This window comes from Paenibacillus sp. CR_12 (assembly GCF_041953985.1).
GTDB classification, from domain to species: Bacteria; Bacillota; Bacilli; order Paenibacillales; family Paenibacillaceae; genus Paenibacillus_AQ; species Paenibacillus_AQ lautus_A.
The window spans coordinates 343,411-361,516 of record NZ_JAVFHO010000005.1 but is presented as its reverse complement, the minus strand read 5'-3'; the positions used below and the strand labels follow the sequence as shown (position 1 = coordinate 361,516).

16 protein-coding genes are annotated in these 18,106 nt (G+C 53.3%); 4 read left to right on the top strand and 12 right to left on the bottom strand.

Annotated elements, in window-relative coordinates; genetic code table 11:
* Positions 1 to 35 precede the first annotated feature (35 nt).
* The 8 genes from RB297_RS20415 to RB297_RS20380 form a co-directional block, all read right to left on the bottom strand.
* Positions 36 to 971, bottom strand: a complete 936-nt coding sequence (locus tag RB297_RS20415) for an MORN repeat-containing protein (protein WP_375121282.1) — start codon at positions 969 to 971, stop codon at positions 36 to 38.
* Between the two features lie 208 nt (positions 972 to 1,179).
* Positions 1,180 to 2,385 carry a PCYCGC motif-containing (lipo)protein gene (locus RB297_RS20410; protein WP_375121281.1) on the bottom strand — a complete coding sequence of 402 codons (1,206 nt, stop codon included), beginning with the start codon at positions 2,383 to 2,385 and terminating at the stop codon, positions 1,180 to 1,182.
* A gap of 90 nt (positions 2,386 to 2,475) precedes the next feature.
* Positions 2,476 to 3,480, bottom strand: a complete 1,005-nt coding sequence (locus RB297_RS20405) for a polyprenyl synthetase family protein (RefSeq protein ID WP_375121280.1) — start codon at positions 3,478 to 3,480, stop codon at positions 2,476 to 2,478.
* Between the two features lie 32 nt (positions 3,481 to 3,512).
* Positions 3,513 to 3,950 carry a hypothetical protein gene (locus tag RB297_RS20400; RefSeq protein ID WP_009593826.1) on the bottom strand — a complete coding sequence of 146 codons (438 nt, stop codon included), beginning with the start codon at positions 3,948 to 3,950 and terminating at the stop codon, positions 3,513 to 3,515.
* A gap of 123 nt (positions 3,951 to 4,073) precedes the next feature.
* Positions 4,074 to 5,948, bottom strand: coding sequence for an FAD-dependent oxidoreductase (locus RB297_RS20395; RefSeq protein WP_192569967.1), 1,875 nt, complete (start codon positions 5,946 to 5,948; stop codon positions 4,074 to 4,076).
* A gap of 50 nt (positions 5,949 to 5,998) precedes the next feature.
* Entirely contained in the window at positions 5,999 to 6,910 is a 912-nt protein-coding gene (locus tag RB297_RS20390; RefSeq protein WP_375121279.1) for an FMN-binding protein, read from the bottom strand.
* Between the two features lie 158 nt (positions 6,911 to 7,068).
* The gene (locus RB297_RS20385) at positions 7,069 to 8,001 is read right to left on the bottom strand and encodes a dihydroorotate dehydrogenase (protein ID WP_375121278.1); all 933 of its coding nucleotides are present in this window, start codon (positions 7,999 to 8,001) and stop codon (positions 7,069 to 7,071) included.
* Positions 7,982 to 8,683 (bottom strand): dihydroorotate dehydrogenase electron transfer subunit, encoded by a 702-nt coding sequence (locus RB297_RS20380; protein ID WP_304143584.1) that lies wholly within the window; start codon positions 8,681 to 8,683, stop codon positions 7,982 to 7,984. The genes RB297_RS20385 and RB297_RS20380 overlap by 20 nt, the downstream gene beginning before the upstream one ends.
* A 165-nt stretch (positions 8,684 to 8,848) precedes the next feature.
* Between RB297_RS20380 and RB297_RS20375 the strand changes: the two genes are divergently transcribed.
* From RB297_RS20375 to RB297_RS20365, 3 genes are all read left to right on the top strand, one after another.
* Positions 8,849 to 9,385, top strand: coding sequence for an NAD(P)H-dependent oxidoreductase (locus RB297_RS20375; RefSeq protein WP_096774805.1), 537 nt, complete (start codon positions 8,849 to 8,851; stop codon positions 9,383 to 9,385).
* 316 nt (positions 9,386 to 9,701) lie between these two features.
* Positions 9,702 to 10,031 carry a PadR family transcriptional regulator gene (locus RB297_RS20370; protein WP_375121277.1) on the top strand — a complete coding sequence of 110 codons (330 nt, stop codon included), beginning with the start codon at positions 9,702 to 9,704 and terminating at the stop codon, positions 10,029 to 10,031.
* 1 nt (position 10,032) lies between these two features.
* Entirely contained in the window at positions 10,033 to 11,352 is a 1,320-nt protein-coding gene (locus RB297_RS20365; protein ID WP_375121276.1) for an FtsW/RodA/SpoVE family cell cycle protein, read from the top strand.
* Between the two features lie 133 nt (positions 11,353 to 11,485).
* On the opposite strand, the gene RB297_RS20360 is transcribed toward RB297_RS20365, so the two are convergent.
* The 4 genes from RB297_RS20360 to nikC form a co-directional block, all read right to left on the bottom strand.
* Positions 11,486 to 12,490, bottom strand: coding sequence for an ABC transporter ATP-binding protein (locus tag RB297_RS20360; protein ID WP_277747634.1), 1,005 nt, complete (start codon positions 12,488 to 12,490; stop codon positions 11,486 to 11,488).
* Positions 12,487 to 13,500 carry an ABC transporter ATP-binding protein gene (locus RB297_RS20355; protein ID WP_213580022.1) on the bottom strand — a complete coding sequence of 338 codons (1,014 nt, stop codon included), beginning with the start codon at positions 13,498 to 13,500 and terminating at the stop codon, positions 12,487 to 12,489. Before RB297_RS20355 ends, RB297_RS20360 begins: the two co-directional genes overlap by 4 nt.
* 812 nt (positions 13,501 to 14,312) lie before the next feature.
* A complete protein-coding gene (locus RB297_RS20350; RefSeq protein WP_012818632.1) occupies positions 14,313 to 15,236 on the bottom strand; it encodes an ABC transporter permease in 924 nt (307 codons plus the stop codon).
* A gap of 19 nt (positions 15,237 to 15,255) precedes the next feature.
* Positions 15,256 to 16,152 carry a nickel transporter permease gene (nikC, locus tag RB297_RS20345; RefSeq protein ID WP_096774799.1) on the bottom strand — a complete coding sequence of 299 codons (897 nt, stop codon included), beginning with the start codon at positions 16,150 to 16,152 and terminating at the stop codon, positions 15,256 to 15,258.
* Positions 16,153 to 16,312: 160 nt separating this feature from the next.
* On the opposite strand from nikC, the gene RB297_RS20340 reads away from it, so the two are divergent.
* Positions 16,313 to 17,962 (top strand): glutathione ABC transporter substrate-binding protein, encoded by a 1,650-nt coding sequence (locus tag RB297_RS20340; RefSeq protein ID WP_375121275.1) that lies wholly within the window; start codon positions 16,313 to 16,315, stop codon positions 17,960 to 17,962.
* Positions 17,963 to 18,106 lie beyond the last annotated feature (144 nt).

Sequence of the window (18,106 nt, the reverse complement as noted above, 5' to 3'; positions counted from 1 at the left end):
CGCAGTCCTTAAGGACTGCGGTTTGTGGTTTATTGTTACTCGAATTGGATAGGAAAGGTCCCGCAAACGCTGGTGGACGAGTTGCTGCAGCCTTCTGGCTCTGATTCGTTTTCAATGTCTTTTAATAGCTTTGAGAATTCGCCTAGATAAGGCTGCAGGACATGCTTCTTGTTATTGATTTTCCCTTGAACGATCTCGGCAAACCGTCCGTTCTCCGGTACTTCTCTTGCAGAGGCGAGTCTCCCGTTCTTGTAATTCTCTACTCTAAAGTACTCTTCGTCCTCGAAGCGTTGATTCAGTCCAGTATGGAGCTCCATCATCCCATAGTCACCCGTTCGATATACGCCTTCGCTGATGGAACTCCCGTAGTCCTCCATAACGTTTGCATATGCGAACCCTTTGTAGTCAGGCGTGGACTTATCCCTTTTATAATAATTCAGCAGTTGAATGCGGCCGCGGGCCAATTTGGATTGCATCAATTCATTTGCCTGCTCCTGGTCCGATACGGAAAACTCCAAGAGAGTGTTCCCATTCCGGTATTCAAACCCAAGGATGTCCAGGGATTGCATCACCGTATAACCTGACAGCAAGTCATGATCCTTGAAAATGCCCTTCGAGATTACATGAAAATCAAAATCAGGGTTGCTTTCGCTCCGCATTCCCGTTCCGTTAGGACGATCGTTTCGCCATTCCCCTTCGTAGACGATTTTCATATCCTCGGGAAGCTTGTCCGATATGTATTTGCCTGTACCGGATCTTTGTCCATTGTACCACTCGCCGCTGTATACTTTGGATGGTCCCCATCGCATCGTACCTTTTCCGTGAGGTTTGTTGTTCTTCACTTCACCATAGTAGGTGGCCCCGTTAGGGAGGGTCAAACTAACTTGTTGGCTGGAGGCTTCCGTCTCTTCATGGGTAAACATAAGAAACAGCAATGCCAGTGTAAAAAAGCTTAGGTATGTTCTGATCACGTTGTTATACGTCTCCTCTAATCTGCCGATTTTTAATTTTGGCGTATCCCATAAGGTGGATGATTTACCCAGTCAAATCATAGATGAGATGCATGTCTGCCGTAAAGTTATAATATGGGAATTATTTCAGTGAACTGGGATTTGACCGATCTTTTTTGTAAGTTTTACAATGCATCTCATAGAAAATATAGACAAAAACACCGATCCTTTACGGAACGGTGTTTTTGTCATACCTTTCATTCATCGGCATCGGTGTATCCGTCGGCTCGATCCCCTCGTAGGCCCGGTCCACGGACTGCCGGATTTCCTTCAGGCTCAGCCCCTGCTGCCTGCCGTCCAGGTACATGTTCGTAACGTCCAAGCAGGTTTGGCAGAATTTCGCGTGGGTGGTTGGCGTGAGCCTGCCGTCTTCCTCTTGAGCATAGTAGCAATTGAGGTTGCTGCTATGGCCGGCATCGCCGCATCCGCAGAAGCAGGGCATGAAGGCCAAGTGGCTGGCATGGAGGATGGCTGCATTGTATTCCTTCACGCTGGACATATGTGGTAGAGGCGAATCGGGATGCAGCAGGTAATCGGTTTTGCCGTCGGAACGGCCAGCAAGGGCTTCCGCATAGAGGATGTCGCTGCGATACGCGCCGCTTACCACTTGAACGCCGTTCACGCCTTCAAAGGTTTGCAGCGTAAGCGCAATGGCTTCTACCGCCCGTTCTCCCTCCTCGGAGCCGGTAAAGGCACGAAACGATGGGGACAGCTCCACCACGGTCATCCCGTGTTCGGTTCGGATTTCTACGAAGTTTACGCCGGCCGGGATGGCACTTTCAAGTTCAGGCGGCAGCAGATCCGAAAGCTGGGTCAGCATCGTCATGGCACTGACTTTGGGATAGCTGACGGAGGTATCCGTCTGCACGTACTGGGATACCGGCGTGAATAAACCGGTATGCGGGTCATAGGCATGGAGGGTTACGCTGGGCATCGTGCTGGGGATGGCCGAGAGAATCGTTCCCTTGGGCTGACGTGTACCGTTCGCAGCGATATCTTCCAGCTCCCGTAGGATCACGTCGCTTGATATATCTTCGGTCAGTCTTCCGAGTTCTTCCTCCTGAGCGTTCAGGAACAGGATGGTCGGGTGCTCCGTAATACCGTACCGGTTAACGGCTTCCGTATCCTCCGAAATGCTGAAATACTGGTAACGGTAGTCCGGCGAGGTTGCTTCCATCTGCTCCATGACGCCCAGCGCCTTGGAACAGCCGCCGCAGCCCTTGAGCGCAAAAATGGCGATGGAGCTCACTTGCGTGTCAACGGTCTCCTGTTCCGCAAGAGGAGATGTCCAGAATAGCATGAAGCCCCCGGCAGCAAGCAGGAGCAGGAAGGCCGTCAGCGCAATTCGCCACCGCCAGATTCGTGTGCGATGCATGTCTATTAAACATCCTTTCATATCGAACAGGGATGCATCCATGATGGACGTATCCCTGTTCGTTTGGAGTATATGGCTTCATGTCTGTCTTTAGGGCAGGAAATAATGGAGCAATGCCTGCAGATCATGCTGAGCCGGGTGATCCGCGAAGTCGCCGATCATGCGCTGGGCATGTTCCGCATAGGAACGGGCAAGCTCTTCGCTCTGCTCGATCGCGCCGCTTGCGGCGATGCGGTGGATGACGTCATCCATGTCTGCCGCGGCGGAATGAGGGCCGAGCTGCCTGATTCTAGGTGCAAGGGCAGGATCGTTTAGGGCGTAAAGCACCGGCAGCGTAATGTTGCCGTTTCGCAGGTCTGCGCCAGCCGGCTTGCCGATGGCCTCCCTAGGCTTCGTGAAATCGAGCAGGTCATCCCGGATTTGAAAGGCCATGCCGAGCGACTCCCCGAATTGAAAGAGCCGTTCAGCGGTTCCGGCATCGGCATGGGCTGCTTCCGCGCCCGCTTTCAGGCAGTGGGCCATCAACAGGGCCGTTTTGCAGCGCGTTTTCTCCAAATACTGCTCCATCGTCAGTCCGAAGTCGAAGCGGTGTTGAAGCTGATCGTATTCTCCCATGCAGAGCTCGGTGACCAGCGCCGCAAGCTCGGCTAATCGGTAGGCATCGTCTTCGGAGACGTCTTCGCTGTTCCCGTCCGGGTCGCCGCCCGGATGACCGGCGGCCCATTCGATGGCACGGGCAATCATGTAGTTGCCGATGTGCACCGCCGTCTGGACATCGGTCGTCTCGTGCAGGGTCGGCATGCCGCGCCGCATATCGGATTGATCGATAATGTCATCGTGCACCAGCGAGGCCATGTGCAGATATTCAAGCAGTACGGCGGTTTTCATGACGGCCGGCTCATGGCCGCTTTCCCCGAAACGGCTGCCGAGCACGACCATAAGGGGGCGCAGCCGCTTGCCGCCGGCATTAATGAGATCCATGACGCTGCTCAGCACCACGGAGGAAGGGGGGAGGTCGCGGTCTGAGCTGACGACCTCCCGGAGCAGGCGATCGAAGGAAGCGAGATCCACTCCGATTCGGTTATGAAGGTTCATCTGTATCCGCGCCCCTTTCCATGGATGGCTCCTTACGCGCTCCGCTGCTCCAGATAGCTGCGGATTTCGCGCTTAAGCTCGTTGAATATCCTTTCGGGTGAAACGTTCTTGAGCAGGCTGAGCTGCATGCGCTTATGAAAGGGGAGAAGCCGGGACAGCAGCTTCCATTCCTTTCGCTTGACGGCAATCCGGTACATGAGTCCGGTCAAATAATCGCCGTCCAGCAGCAAACGCGTCAGTCTCTCGTTATCCTTCGCTTGCAGCTTGCCATGCTTGTTTAGCGCAGTATGAATCAGGATGCAGCAAGCCAGCACCGTCATTTTGCGTGAATAGGCGAGTTCATAAGCGTTGAGCATATCGGCGATGTCCCTCACCGGTCTGTTATCCATCTCCATCCAATCGATATCCGTTCCGGAATCGATATGCGACCGAAGCAGGTCGATCGTATCCTGTAATAGCTTCATATCCATCGTTATTGACTCCTTCCGGAAGGCTCGTGTTGATCAGAGTGTGAATGCCGGCAGAACGGTTAGGGCTTGAGCTTGATTCGGCAAAGCGCGATACGATCAGCCGTTCTATTGAATAGAGAAGAATTAGTCCGTATACACGTACCAGCGCCTTACGATCGGTATTCGCTTCCACACCTTTTTCAGCCAAGGGTACACATAGTAGTCAAGTCCGAACGTGCTGCCCGATCCGCCGATCAAGGCGATTCCTGCTGCCAGGTACCACAGCATCTCGTTAGGCGCCATACCCGATACCCAAACCATAGCGCCCATGGCGACGCTGGCTACGGCTGCAGGTGCCGTGAACAATCCGACGATCAGCAGGATGCCGACGATCAGCTCAGCCAATACCATCGAGGTCTGAAACACATAGGCAAGCGAAGTATAGCCGCCGTCTCCGGTATAGAACATCAGGTCCATCGACCAGTCGACGATGGATTTCAAGAAATCCGGCACCGGAAGGGCTGTGACCGCTTCTGCGGTATAAGCGGAGGCGGCGGATACCGCGTCTGCCGCTCCGGCTCCGGCTGCATCGGCGCCTGCAGCGGAAGCTGCGCTTACGCCGTCGGCTGCTTTGGCAGGAATGAGGAACATTTTATTCGGATCGTCAATGATCTTATGAATCTTATCCCACCCTTGGGACAGCCACATCCATCCGGCAAAAATCCGCAGCGGAACGAGCCAGAAATTCGGTGAGCGTTTGGCAAAATGCCCGCCCACGAAGCTGCGGTTGTTCCGGACATGGAAGAATTCATGCAGCATATAATGGTATACCTTGTTGAAGCCGCAAACCTGGAACAGATAGAGCATGTTGATCAGATGTTTGACCAGCATGGCCGGGAAGCCGCTGAGCCTGAACATATGGCCCGGCACGCCGACGTTGGCTACCCCGTAGCGGCTGCCGATACAGACCATCGTGCCGTGGAACGTCGGCTTGTAGGATTTCATCGGTTTGTTCGATATTTCAGCGACGATGTTATGCGCAATGACCGGGGCCGCGAGTTCCGCGTTTTCCACCATTTGAGGTACGGGTGCAGCCGCGCCCTCAGGAATGTAGAAAATATTGTCCCCGACGACGTATACGTTCGGATGAGCAGGAACTTGAAGCTTGTCGTTGGTCAAAATCCGCTTGCGGCCTTTTTGCTCGACATCCATGCTGCCGACCACATCGGAGCCTTCCACCCCCGCGGTCCAAATAACGGTGCGGGATTTGATGTCGCTGCCGCCGACGGTAACGCCGTCCGGCTTAACCTCCGTAATCTTGGAGCCGGTGATGATGTTGACGTTCATTTTGCGCAGCCGCTTCTCGGCTTTGCGTATTAACGGCTCCGGCAGGATTGGAAGGATCTTGTCGACCATGTCGGCAACGTGAAGCGTAACCTCGCTTGGATCCACGTAGAATTCCTTGCATAACTGCTGCGTGAACTCGGCCAACTCGCCGATCATTTCCACGCCGGTGAATCCGCCGCCGACAACGACGAAGGTCAGCATTTCCTTGCGGACCTGCGGGTTGCGCTCAAGAACCGCTTTGCGGAACATATTCAGGGTATGTTCTTTCAGGCGGACCGCATCATCGTAAGACCACAGGGTAAAGGCGTGTTGATCCGCACCCGGTATGCCGAAGAAGGTCGGCTTGCTGCCTGTACCGATGACTAAATAGTCGTAGTTGTAGGTCCGTTTCTCTCCCTGGAGCGTTTGGCCGTCAAAGTCGATGCCGCCGATTTCATCCAGCACCACGTCCACGTTCCGGAATCCGGAAAATACTTTTTTCAGGTCGATTTTGATGGAATCCTCCTCGACCCGGTTGGCGGCCACTTCATGAAGCTCGGTCAGCAGCGTATGATACGGCTTGCGGTCGATGAGCGTTATCCGCAAATCCTTCTGTTTGCGCAGTCGTTTAGCCAGCTTCTTGGCGGTAAGTATACCGCCGTATCCGCCGCCCAGCACGATAATCTGTTTCATGCGAATCTCCCCTCAAGGAATAGTTATCTTCTTTCTATCGTACTTGTGGCTTATTTGGCGCCTTCGAGCGCCTTCGCTGCCAGTTCTACGAATCCGTTGACGTGGATGGATACACCGGAGATGGCATCGGTTTTGCCATCTTCACCCGTTACGATGGCCTGCGGATCTTGCTTTTCGATCAAATACTGCTCGGCTTGATAAGCCTGCTCGTGCCATTCGGATTGAGCCCCGCCGTTCTTCATGCCGTACTCGCCCGATTTGGAACGGGTGACTTTGTCGGTGCCTCCGTCTTTATGAACGCCGTTCCAGCTGACTGCGGCGATTTTCCCGTTAATTACGGTAACGTCGACGGTTTCCTTCCAGCCGGATTTGGCATCGAAGTCATCCGCTTCCGCGTGGTAGCTGCCGTCTTTGTATGGTCCTGCTTCAACAGGTCCCGCGGCCAGTGCTTTTGCTGCCAGTTCCGTAAAACCGTTGACATGGATCGACACCCCGGATACGGCATCCGTTCGGCCTTCGTCGTTCAAGGCGAGCCCTTCAACCGACTGCTGAGCCACCAGGTATTCCTCCATCTTGGCTGCCTGCTCATGCCATTCCGCTTGAGCGCCACCTTTTTCCTTCATGCCGTAGAAGCCTTTTTCGGAAAATGTCTTTTTGTCCAACCCGCCGTCCTTATGAAGACCGTTCCAATTGGCGCTGACGATTTTACCGCCTTCGACTTTAATCGCGACGAGTTCCTTCCAGCCGGAATCCTCGGCAAATTCGCCTTCGGCGTAATATAAGCCGTCCTGCAGGGCTGTTCCTTCTTGGGCCGGTTGCTCCGCGTTTCCGGCATTATCCGTGTTTTGGCTCTCTGCCGGTTTGTCCGTGGTGACAGGCTCTTTGTCTCCGTTGCCTCCGCAGCCTACGAGCAGCGCGAACATCAACATGACGGAGAGGGATAGAGAGAGTGTCCTTTTCATTCTGGTTTCCTCCTATAATTTTGTGAATTACTTCACAAATATTGTTCTTGAGTTCATTGTATTCTGAAAAAGAATAGTTATCGGTGAAAAAAATCACAAACTGACGCGGTGCTTCATGTTCAGGCGAGCATGCTGAATTTCAGGAAGTTGAGCATCCGTCAAATAATGCCTCGAATGTCATCCAGGGATTGAATGCCCTCGTTCTCCATCAGTTGAATCAGTTCTTCAGCTAGGGTATCTCCCGCACGGAGGTTGATGAAGTTGTACGTACCGATTTGTACGGCTGCGGCGCCTGCCATGATGAATTCGAGGATATCCTCGGCACTGCAGATGCCGCCGATTCCCACCACCGGGATGGACACTGACCGGGCCACCTGATGGACCATCCGCAGGGCGATCGGCTTAATCGCCGGCCCGGATAATCCGGCGTAGGCTCTGTCAAAAACGCTGCGACGTTCCCGAATATCAATTGCCATCGCTTGAATCGTATTGATTAGCGAGAGGCCGTCGGCCCCTTCGGCTTCACACATCCGTGCCATTTCCCTCAAATCCTTCGCCTCGGGAGAGAGCTTGACGAGCAGAGGCAGCGTGGTGGCATTGCGGACTGCGCGAACCACCTCTCGAGCCTGCTCATTCTCGATGCCGAAGGCAAGCCCGCCTTCCTTGATGTTGGGACAGGAGATGTTAAGCTCGATCATGTCGACGGCCCGTTTGCCCGCTGAGCGCAGCTTGCGGCTGGCTTCGGTAAGCAGCTCGGCGCCCTCCGCATATTCCCGTACAGTGCCGCCGCCGAGATTGACGATGACCGCTGTCCCGTGCGAAGTCATGTCGGATAATTCGTGCTCCAGAAAAGCCCGGATTCCCGGATTCTCCAGGCCGATGCTGTTCATGATGCCCGATGGCGTTTCATAGATCCGCGTACCCGTATTCCCAAGCCGCGGGGTCAAGGTCAATCCCTTGGAGACAATGCCACCGAGCTTGCGAAGCGGATACAGATCCGCATACGGTTTGCCGAAACCGAACGTGCCCGAGGCTGCTAATATCGGATTCGACAGCGGCACTCCCGCCAGTTCACAATCGATGGAGATCATTCCAGTTCACCTCCTTCGCCAGAAATACGGGGCCGTCGGTGCACGCCTTGCGGTTCGAACCCGCGGCAGTTAACGTGCAGCTGTTGCATGCCCCGATGCCGCAGCCCATTCGCTTCTCGATGGAAACGTGGAGCTTGGCGTTTGTACCTTCGGCTTTTTGCGCCAAGCTGTGCATCATCCCAACCGGGCCGCAGGCAAATATCGTGTCATAGCGGCTCGGGTCCACTGCATCGACGATGGTGCCGCCGGACTTTACCGTGACATCCCGGCTGATTTCGTGGAATCCGTTGACTCCGAAGGGAACGCCGGCGTATCCCAGATACACGCTGGCTTCGGGAATTTCCTTAGCTGCGAGCAGCAGCGGAGCCACTCCGATACCGCCTCCCACCAATGCCGTCCGTCCTTGGGGTTCAGGAAACCCTTGCCCGAAAGGCCCTTCCAGCTGTATTTTGTCACCCGCTTGAAGCGCCGACAGCAGCCACGTACCGGTTCCCTGCACGCGATATAAGAAGGAAACGGAATCCTCCGTCAGGTTATGAACGCTGATCGGCCGTGACAGCACGGGATAGGCATCCCAGCAGCGAAGCATGAAGAACTGTCCCATTCGTGCCGAATAGCTGCCTTGAACGGTAAGTCGATAGATGCGATGGGCCAGTCTGACATTTTGAATAACAAGGGCCACGTTCTCATTCTCCTCCCTTGGCGTACTTTTTCCGCCCGCTATGTTCCTTGCTACAGTATCACAGACAGATAAGGCTACCTGTGACATTTCTCATATTCGGACGTTGCCGAGGCTTGATACTTTTTGTATACATAACGCTAGGCGAGAAAAGGGTGGGGATCATACATGAAAACACTAGTGATCGTTGCACATCCGGGTCTGCATGAGGGATCACGGATCAATCGCGAGCTAACCGAAACGGTGGGACATCATCCTGAGGTGACGGTGCATGACCTGTATCAGCGGTATCCGGATGGCATCATCGACATCGCGGCCGAACAGCAATTGCTGCTTCGGCATGACCGCATCGTGTTTCAATTCCCTTTCTGGTGGTACAGCTCGCCGCCCCTTCTGAAGCATTGGTTCGACGAGGTGCTGACCTTCGGATGGGCTTATGGCCCGGGCGGCGACAAGCTCCGGGGGAAAGAGTGGGGCGTGGCCGTGACGACCGGCGGAGCAGCGGAAGCCTATGGCAACGCAGGATATAACCGATACACGGTGGAAGAGCTCACCCGGCCTTTTGAAGTGACGGCCAGTCTGGTAGGGGCGGTCTACTTGCCGGTATTTACCGTGCATAATGCCATGCAGCTGACAGATGAAGAGCTGCGGCGTCATGCTGAGGATTTTGCGCTGCACGTGACAGGCGCGGCGAGGGCCGGATAAGGGCTACTAATGAAAACGAAAGTTCCTGTCTTCTAAAGTGATGGTTCGATTACCGGTATGATGGGCAAAACGGCAGGTTGTATGCTCCAAACTACAATTGGTGATTATGGGCGGCGGATGCTCATTGAAAGTGAAGAAATGAATGGCTGATACATGAGCCTGGCGGCAAAAGCTGCCGGGCTTTTCGGTGTTCTGGCAAATTGACGAATCGCCCAATAATTTGAAAACATGCGTTGCATTATGGAGACGCTTATTCTATACTCATATACATAGTTATACGATACATAGATTATCTAGGTATTGGAGTGATAAGGAAATGGGCATTAACAAAGAGCTGCTGAAAGGCAGTACCGTCATTTTATTGCTTACCGTCTTGAACAAGCGGGAAATGTACGGGTACGAGCTGATCAAGGAGATTGAGCGAAGCTCAGATGGGGTGTTCCTGATGAAGGAAGGCACGTTATACCCGATTCTGCACACGCTGGAGGCGGAAGGTTGGCTGGATTCCTCCTGGAGCCAGCACGATGGACGCAAACGGAAATATTACCGGATTACCGAACGCGGCAGGGAGCAGCTCCATGAGAAGACCAAGGAGTGGGTCAAATTCCGGACGGCGGTGGATACGGTCATCGGGGAGGGAAGCTAGCGTGCGACCGGTTGAAGAATACAAGGTTGTCCAAGACTTCCTGACCCAGGTGTGCAAGCAGGTACGCGCAAGAGCTATGCATCCGGAAATCCGCGAAGAACTGCTCGGCCATATTGAGGAGCGGACGGAGCTTCTGATGCTGGAGGGCAATGCGGAGGAGCCGGCGGTGCAGGAAGCGGTGAAACAGATGGGGGATCCGGGGGATATCGGCAAAAACCTGCATATGGCTCATCGGCCACAGTTGGAATGGAAGCTGCTCGCGATGCTGGTCTTGTTCTTAATCATCGGACTGGTTGGCATGTTGAGTGTTTATTACGCGGATGAAAGGTATTCGGTTAGCCTAGTCGAGAGGAAGTTGTTTTACTTCGGAATCGGAGTTTTATTACTGATAGGCTTTTATTTTCTAGATTATCGAAAACTAAAGAAATACGCGGCCCCTGTGTTTTTCTTTATCGTTATTTTAATGGCCGTTTCATTGGTCTATGGGCAACTGCACAATATGAGAACTGCCTATATTAACATAGGTCACATTGGAGTCAATATCATCACTTTTTCCTTGATACCGCTTCTGCTCGCTTTGGCAGGGATGAAGCCTGCCAGCCAATGGGGACGGTTGGAGACGTTATTGAACATCCTCTATAGAGGAGTACTCCCTGTGGTCCTCTATAGCATGAGCAGCTCTATTATATACACGTACATCTATGTAATCGGGTTCCTGGTTTTGATATGGAGAACAAGTAACAGCATGAAGCAATTTGTTATGATCACCGCGCTGCCTCTTGCAGTACTACTTAGCTTTCTCTTCACTCAGATGGATCATTTACTGTTTCGGTGGAGAGAATTTATGAATCCTTCTGCAAATGAAATGTGGTATATGGGGAATAACGCCGATGCTATCCAAACAGCAGGGTGGTTAGGGCAAGGTTTTGGTCAAGCCACACCGAAGATCCCATATGTCCTTTATGATAACGTATTTCCATACCTCATCTATTGCTTCGGCTGGTTGTTCGGGGTTGTGGTTGGCGTACTGATTCTGCTGTTCCTCGTTAGACTATGGAATATTTCTACGGATCACAAGGATCCTTATGCGAAGCATATCGCTGTATTACTCATCGTTGTCTTTGGATTTCGGCTGCTATGGCCGCTGCTCATGGGGCTCGGCATACTTCCAAGGGTTACATTGGATCCACCCTTCTTCTCTTACAGCGGGATGAACCAAATCCTGGACATGGCGGCAGTCGGCCTGCTCCTCTCCATTTACAGACGCAAAAACATGATCCCAAGCGAGATGGGAGAAGCGGCTCCGATGAAGGTAGCTTAGTGAAGGTCGCTGAAGATCATTCTTCGATTTCGGTTAGCAGGCTAAAATTTATTAAAAGAAAAAGCGAGATCTTGGGCTCTCGCTTTTTTCTCGTTTATAGAGAAGCGTCATCATTCGTTCGGTGGCGTATAAGCTACACCTTCTCCAACGTACCGGCCGAAATCTCTTCAATATAGTGGCAGGCCGCCTGATGACCTCTCTGCTCTTCGACTTCCCGAAGTAACGGCGCCTCGGATCGGCAGCGATCCGTGGCATACATGCAGCGGGTATGAAACCGGCAGCCGGAAGGCGGGTTGATCGGGGACGGAACATCCCCCTTGAGAATGATGCGTTCCTTCTTGCGGTCGGGATCCATTGTGGGGATGGCCGATAACAGAGCGCGGGTGTAGGGATGCTGCGGGCGCCGGAAGAGGGAGTGTTTATCCGCGATTTCCACGATCGTCCCCAGATACATCACGATAATTCGGTCCGAAATATGCCGGACGACCCCAAGATCATGAGAGATGAACAGATAGGTCAGCTTGAATTCGGTTTGCAGCGATTTCATCAGATTGAGTACCTGTGCCTGGATGGACACGTCGAGCGCGGAGACCGCTTCATCACTGATGATCAGCTTGGGGTTCACGGACAAGGCACGGGCGATCCCGATTCGCTGCCTTTGTCCGCCACTGAATTCATGAGGGTACCGATTGGCTTGATAGGCGGCCAGGCCGACCGTTTCCAAAAGCTCAATGGCACGGGACCGACGATCCTTCTTTGGCACGACATTTTGGATGTCCATCGCTTCTTCGAGTACTTGGAGGGCTGTTTTTCTGGGATTAAGCGAAGCGTAGGGGTCCTGAAAAATCATCTGCAGGTCTTTACGCCTTCGGGTCATCTGCGCTTTGTTCAGGGTGAGCAGATCGGTTCCCTCGAACAGCACCTCGCCGGAGGTCGGTTCGTCCAGTCTCAGAATAGCCCGGCCCGTGGTTGATTTACCGCAGCCGGATTCGCCCACGATACTGACGGTTTCCCCTTCGTGCACAGAGAACGAAATGTCATCCACGGCTTTGACGACGTTGACGGTACGGCCCAGGATGCCGCCTTTGATCGGAAAATACTGCTTGAGGTTTTTGACGGTTAACAGCTCTTTGCTCATGACAGTACGTTCACCTCGCTTTCCGGTTCCCACTGATCGGTGTATTTCCAGCACCTGACTTGTTGGTTATCATCCAGTACCTGAAGCTCCGGCAGTTTGTCGTAACACAGCTTGGCTGCATGGGGGCAGCGTGGGGCGAAGCGGCAGCCTTCCTGCGGATCATAGGGGCTCGGAACCGAGCCCTTAATCGGCTCAAGCGTTTCCTTATCGATATCATGCCGCGGCAGCGAGTTCATTAGGCCGATGGTGTAGGGGTGCTTCGGATGCTTGAACAGGGTCCGCACATCGGAATATTCCACCACCTTTCCGCAGTACATGACCGCCACGTCATCGCAGGTTTCCGCAACGATGCCCAGATCATGGGTGATAAAAATAATCGACATCTGCAGCTTCCGCTGCAGCTCCTTCATCAGCTCCAAAATTTGAGCCTGAATGGTCACATCGAGCGCCGTGGTCGGCTCGTCTGCAATGAGCAGATCCGGATTGCATGCCAGCGCCATGGCAATCATGACACGTTGGCGCATACCCCCGGACAGCTGAAAAGGGTACTGCCGGACTCTTTTTTCCGGGGAGGGAATGCCGACCAGCCTCAACATTTCGACGGCTTTGTCCATGGCTTGTTTTTTACTCAGATTTTCATGGATTTGATAGGCCTCCGCGATCTGGTCGCCGACGGTGAAGACCGGATTGAGCGAAGTCATCGGCTCCTGGAAGATCATCGAGATTTGATTGCCCCGGATTTTCCGCATCTGCCGGTCCGATTGTTTGAGCAGATTCTCGCCGTTATACAGGATTTCGCCTCCGACGATTCGCCCCGGATCAAAGATCAGCCGCAGGATGGACAGGGACAGTATGCTTTTTCCTGAACCGGATTCGCCCACGATCCCGAGCGTCCTCCCCTTGCGTACGGTTAGGCTGATATCATCCACGGCTTTCACTTCGCCCAGTTCGGTAAAAAAAGAGGTGCGCAGGTTCTTGATCGTCAGCAGATTTGATGCGTGCTCTTCCATCTGTCGTAGCTCCCTTCGCTTTCAATTGGTCTGACTGTATTTGCGATTATGAGGACTCTGGTTCCGCTATTACTTGATTTTCTGCTTTTGTGTGCATGGACTGAAAACGGCTCAGTTGGCCACATTAGCGTAGTTGAGGACTCTGGTTCCGCTATTTCATTAAATTCCGCCTTTTAGCAGCAGGCTGAGGACACCAGATCCGTTATTGCGAGATATTTCAGGATTAATCGGTGACTTCGGGCGCATTAACGGATCGTGTGTCCGCATGGACTCGAAAATAGGTCGATTATCGGCAAATAGCGGATCGTGTGTCCGGACGGGCTCCCCAAATGGCTCGATTAGCAGATCGTAAGTGCGCACGGGCTACCCAACGGCTCAATTACAGTAATTAGTGGGTTGAATGTCCGCAATGGTCCGTAACAACTTCAGTAAATCTCGGGTGTACATGGACTTAAAATGAACTCAGTTGGCCGCATTAGCGTAGTTGAGGACTCTGGTTCCGCTATTACTTGATTTTCTGCCTTTTAGCAGCAGGCTGAGGACACCAAATCCGTTATTGCGAGATATTCCGGGATTAATCCGTGATTTTGGGTACATTAACGGATCGTGTGTCCGCGTGGATTCGAAAATAGGTGGATTATCGGCAAATAGCGGATCGTGTGTCCGGACGGGCTCCCCAAACGGCTCAATTACAGTAATCAGCGGTTTATAATATAAGTCCGCAATGGGCCCCAAACAGCTCGATGTTCGGCAGACAGTGAATCCCGCCGTGTCCGCCTACACTCAACCCGCGATCGACGAAAAATCGCCAATCAATCGAAATCAATGCGCTTGTTGAAGTACCGGTAGGAGATGTCCACGAGCAGATTCACGAGCACAAACATGATCGAGAGCACAAGCACGGTTGCCTGTACGACCGGGAAATCCCGTGCCCGGATCGAGTCGATGACGTACCGTCCCATGCCGTTCACGGCAAATACGGACTCGGTTAGCACCGCCCCGCCCAGCAGGCCTCCGAATTCCAGGCCGATGACGGTAATGACGGGAATCATGGCATTTTTCAAGGCATGCCGGTAGATGATGACGCGCTCTCGGACGCCCTTCGCCTGGGCGGTACGGATGTAGTCCTGGCCGATGACCTCCAGCATGCTGGACCGGGTCATTCGGGCAATAATCGCGGCGCCCCCGGTCCCGAGGGTGATCACGGGCAGGACGGTTTGCGACCACGTGCCCCAGCCGGAGGGACGGAACCAGCCCAGATCCACGGCAAAATATTGGATCAGCATGAGCCCCAGCCAGAAATTCGGCATCGACAGCCCAAACAGGGCGATGAACATGACGCCGATATCGGCGGGGGAGCTTTTTTTGACGGCGGAGATGATGCCGGCCAGAATGCCGAGAAATACGGCCAGGATCGTTGAGTACACGGCAAGCTCAACGGTGATCCAGAACCGGCTTTTGAAAATTTCATCGGCGATGGGGCGGCTGCTGCGGATCGAATCTCCCAAATCCCCCTGAAGCAAGCCGCTGACGTAGTTCCAATACTGAAGCGGCAGCGGATCGTTCAATCCCAGGTTCTCGCGGATCTTCTCGACCTGCTCCTTAGGCGCCCCTTCCCCGATAATGACCTGCGCCGCATCTCCCGGAATGAGGTGCATCAGCAGGAAGACAACGATGGTCACGCCAATGACGACAGGTATCGTTTGAATCAGCCTTCGAATGGAATAGATGAGCATGGCCCGGCAGCTCCCTTCATTATTTTTTCATTTTCGGGTCAAGGACATCCCGCAAGCCGTCACCCAACAGATTAAATGCGATGACAACGAACACGATCGACAAGCCGGGAAACAGGGCCACATGAGGGTGGTCCATGATATAGTTGCGCCCATCATTCAGCATGGCTCCCCACTCCGGCGTGGGCGGCTGCGCGCCAAGACCGAGGAAGGACAGGCCGCTGGCGGTCAGGATCGCTACCGCAATCCGCAGCGTCGCCTGCACGATGATAGGGGATGTGATATTCGGCAAAATATGCCCGAAGATGATTCGGCCGTCGCTGGCGCCCAACGAACGCATGGCATCAACATATTCGAGCTTGCGGACGGCCAGCGTGGAGCCCCGAACGACTCTGGCAAAGGTAGGGATCGAAAAAATACTGACGGCAATGATCACGTTGAACAGGTTTTTTCCAAGGACGCTGACAACCGCCAATGCCAGCAGAATGCCGGGAAACGCCAGCATGACATCGGTCACTCTCATAATGAGCGCATCCCATTTACCTCCGTAATAGCCCGAGATGATTCCGAGCACGACACCAAAGGCTGCACCGATGATCACCGAGATAAAGCCGACCGAGAGCGTGAGACGCATGCCATGAATAATCCGCGTGAAAATATCTCGACCGTTGTGGTCCGTACCAAACCAATGGTCGGCGGACGGCTTCAGCAGTTTCGTAGAATAATCCACTTTGGTCGGATCATACTGGGTGAGCAGGGGGCCGAAAATCGCGATAAGGATCATCAGCAGGAGAAAATAGCCCCCGAATAAGGCCGCTTTGTTCTTCTTCAGACGGTGGTAGAAAGATTTCCATTGTACAAGGCGGGTTCCACTAGGGAGCGATTCTGGTGTTCTGGCATCAGCGGTCATGTTAGGCACGTGAAATCATCCTTTCTCCAAGTATGGATGTCAGAATTGGTGTCGTATAAACGTGAGGTAAATCTGGCTTCTTCTGGTATAAATATCAAATAGTAAAATATATGTTAACTGTGTATAAAATATTTTCCTATTTTGATTGAGAAGGGGGAGTTTGTTTCACATGACAGGTAATAGAAGATTCAAATGGCTTGTCTGCATTCTGGTCATGCTTACCGTACTGCTGTCGGCGTGCGGCAGTCCAAGCAAGAGCAGTAACCCGGAAACGCCGCCAAGCGGCACCAATACGCCGGCACCTGAACCGGGGGCTAAAGATCCTCCCGAAGAAACAACCGACACCGGTGCGAATGAGCTTGTGATTGCCTGGCTTTCTGATCCGCCATCCATGGACCCTCATATGTCGACGGACCAGCAAACGAGCGTAATGACAACGCATATTTATAACACGTTGGTGATTCATGATAAGGATCTGAATATTCAACCGGGACTCGCTGAGAGCTGGAAGGCAATCGATGAATTGACCTGGGAATTCAAGCTGAGACAAGGCGTGAAGTTTACGGACGGCTCTCCATTCAATGCAGAGGTGGTCAAAGCCAACATCGACCGTATGCAGGATCCGGAGGTTGCTTCTCCGCGCGCTTCGCTTGTGGGCATGATTAAAGAGGTTAAAGTCGTTGACGAATATACGGTACAGCTCGTGACCGAGTATGCCTTCTCGCCGTTGCTTGCCCATCTGGCCCACTCCGCGGTCAGCATGGTAAGTGCGGAAGCCATCAAGCTGGATTACGAGAAGCTGAAGGCAGGCGAGAAGGCAGGCGCTTATCTGGCGCAGAACCCTGTTGGCACCGGCGCATTCAAACTAGAGAGCTGGAACCCGGGACAGGAAGTGAAGCTGGTGGCGAACGCCGATTATTGGGGAGATAAAGCGAAGGTTGAAAGGGTCACGTTCAAGGTGGTGAGCGAAGAGGGAACGCGGATCGCGGAGCTGGAAACCGGTTATGCGCATATTATCGACCCGGTGTCGCCGAGCAGCATCAGCCGTATCGAGAGCACGGACGGCATGTCCCTGAACCGCCAGGCTTCGCTCAGCTTGTCTTATATCGGATTTAATAACAACAAGGAGCCGTTTAACGATGTGCGGGTGCGGCAAGCCTTGTCGATGGCCATCAATAAGGATGAAATCATCTCGGGCATCTACGAAGGCACGGGCATTCCTGCCGTCGGTCCGCTGGCACCGGACGTGAACGGCTATGATGCTACCGTTAAGCCGATCGAACATAACATCGACAAAGCGAAAGAGCTGTTGAAAGAGGCCGGATACGAGGGTGGCTTCTCAACGACCATCTGGACCAATGACAACCCGGAACGAATTAAGATCGCCGAGTATGTACAATCCAAGTTGAAGGAATTGAACGTCGAAGTCAAAATCGAAGTGGTCGAGTGGGGTGCGTATTTGGCCCAAACCGCAGAAGGCAAGCACGACATGTTTGTTCTCGGCTGGTCCACGGTAACGGCCGATGCCGACTATGGCATGTATGAGTTATTCCATTCCAAGAATGTAGGGGAGCCGGGCAACCGTACCTTCACGAAGGATCCGGAACTGGATAAACTGCTGGATGCCGGGCGTAAAGAGAACGATCCGGAGCAACGCAAGCTCATCTATAAACAGGCGCAGGAGAAGCTGGTTGAGTTAGCGCCGATGCTGTATATCCATCATCAGGAGTATTTAAACGGAGTCAGCAGCAAGGTGGAAGGCTTCTGGCGGCATCCGAACGGCATCATGCAGCTGCATCAAGTGTCCATTCAGCCATAAGGATGTCCTGAAAGCTTTATAGCTTTGAATCGTCATGATATAAAGAGGATTTACAGCAAGAGGCTCCTATCCGGGGGCCTCTTTTTTTGATGTTGTTCGGTGCTGGGACAGGAGATAGGGTTAACCAGCCAATGGTTCATGATC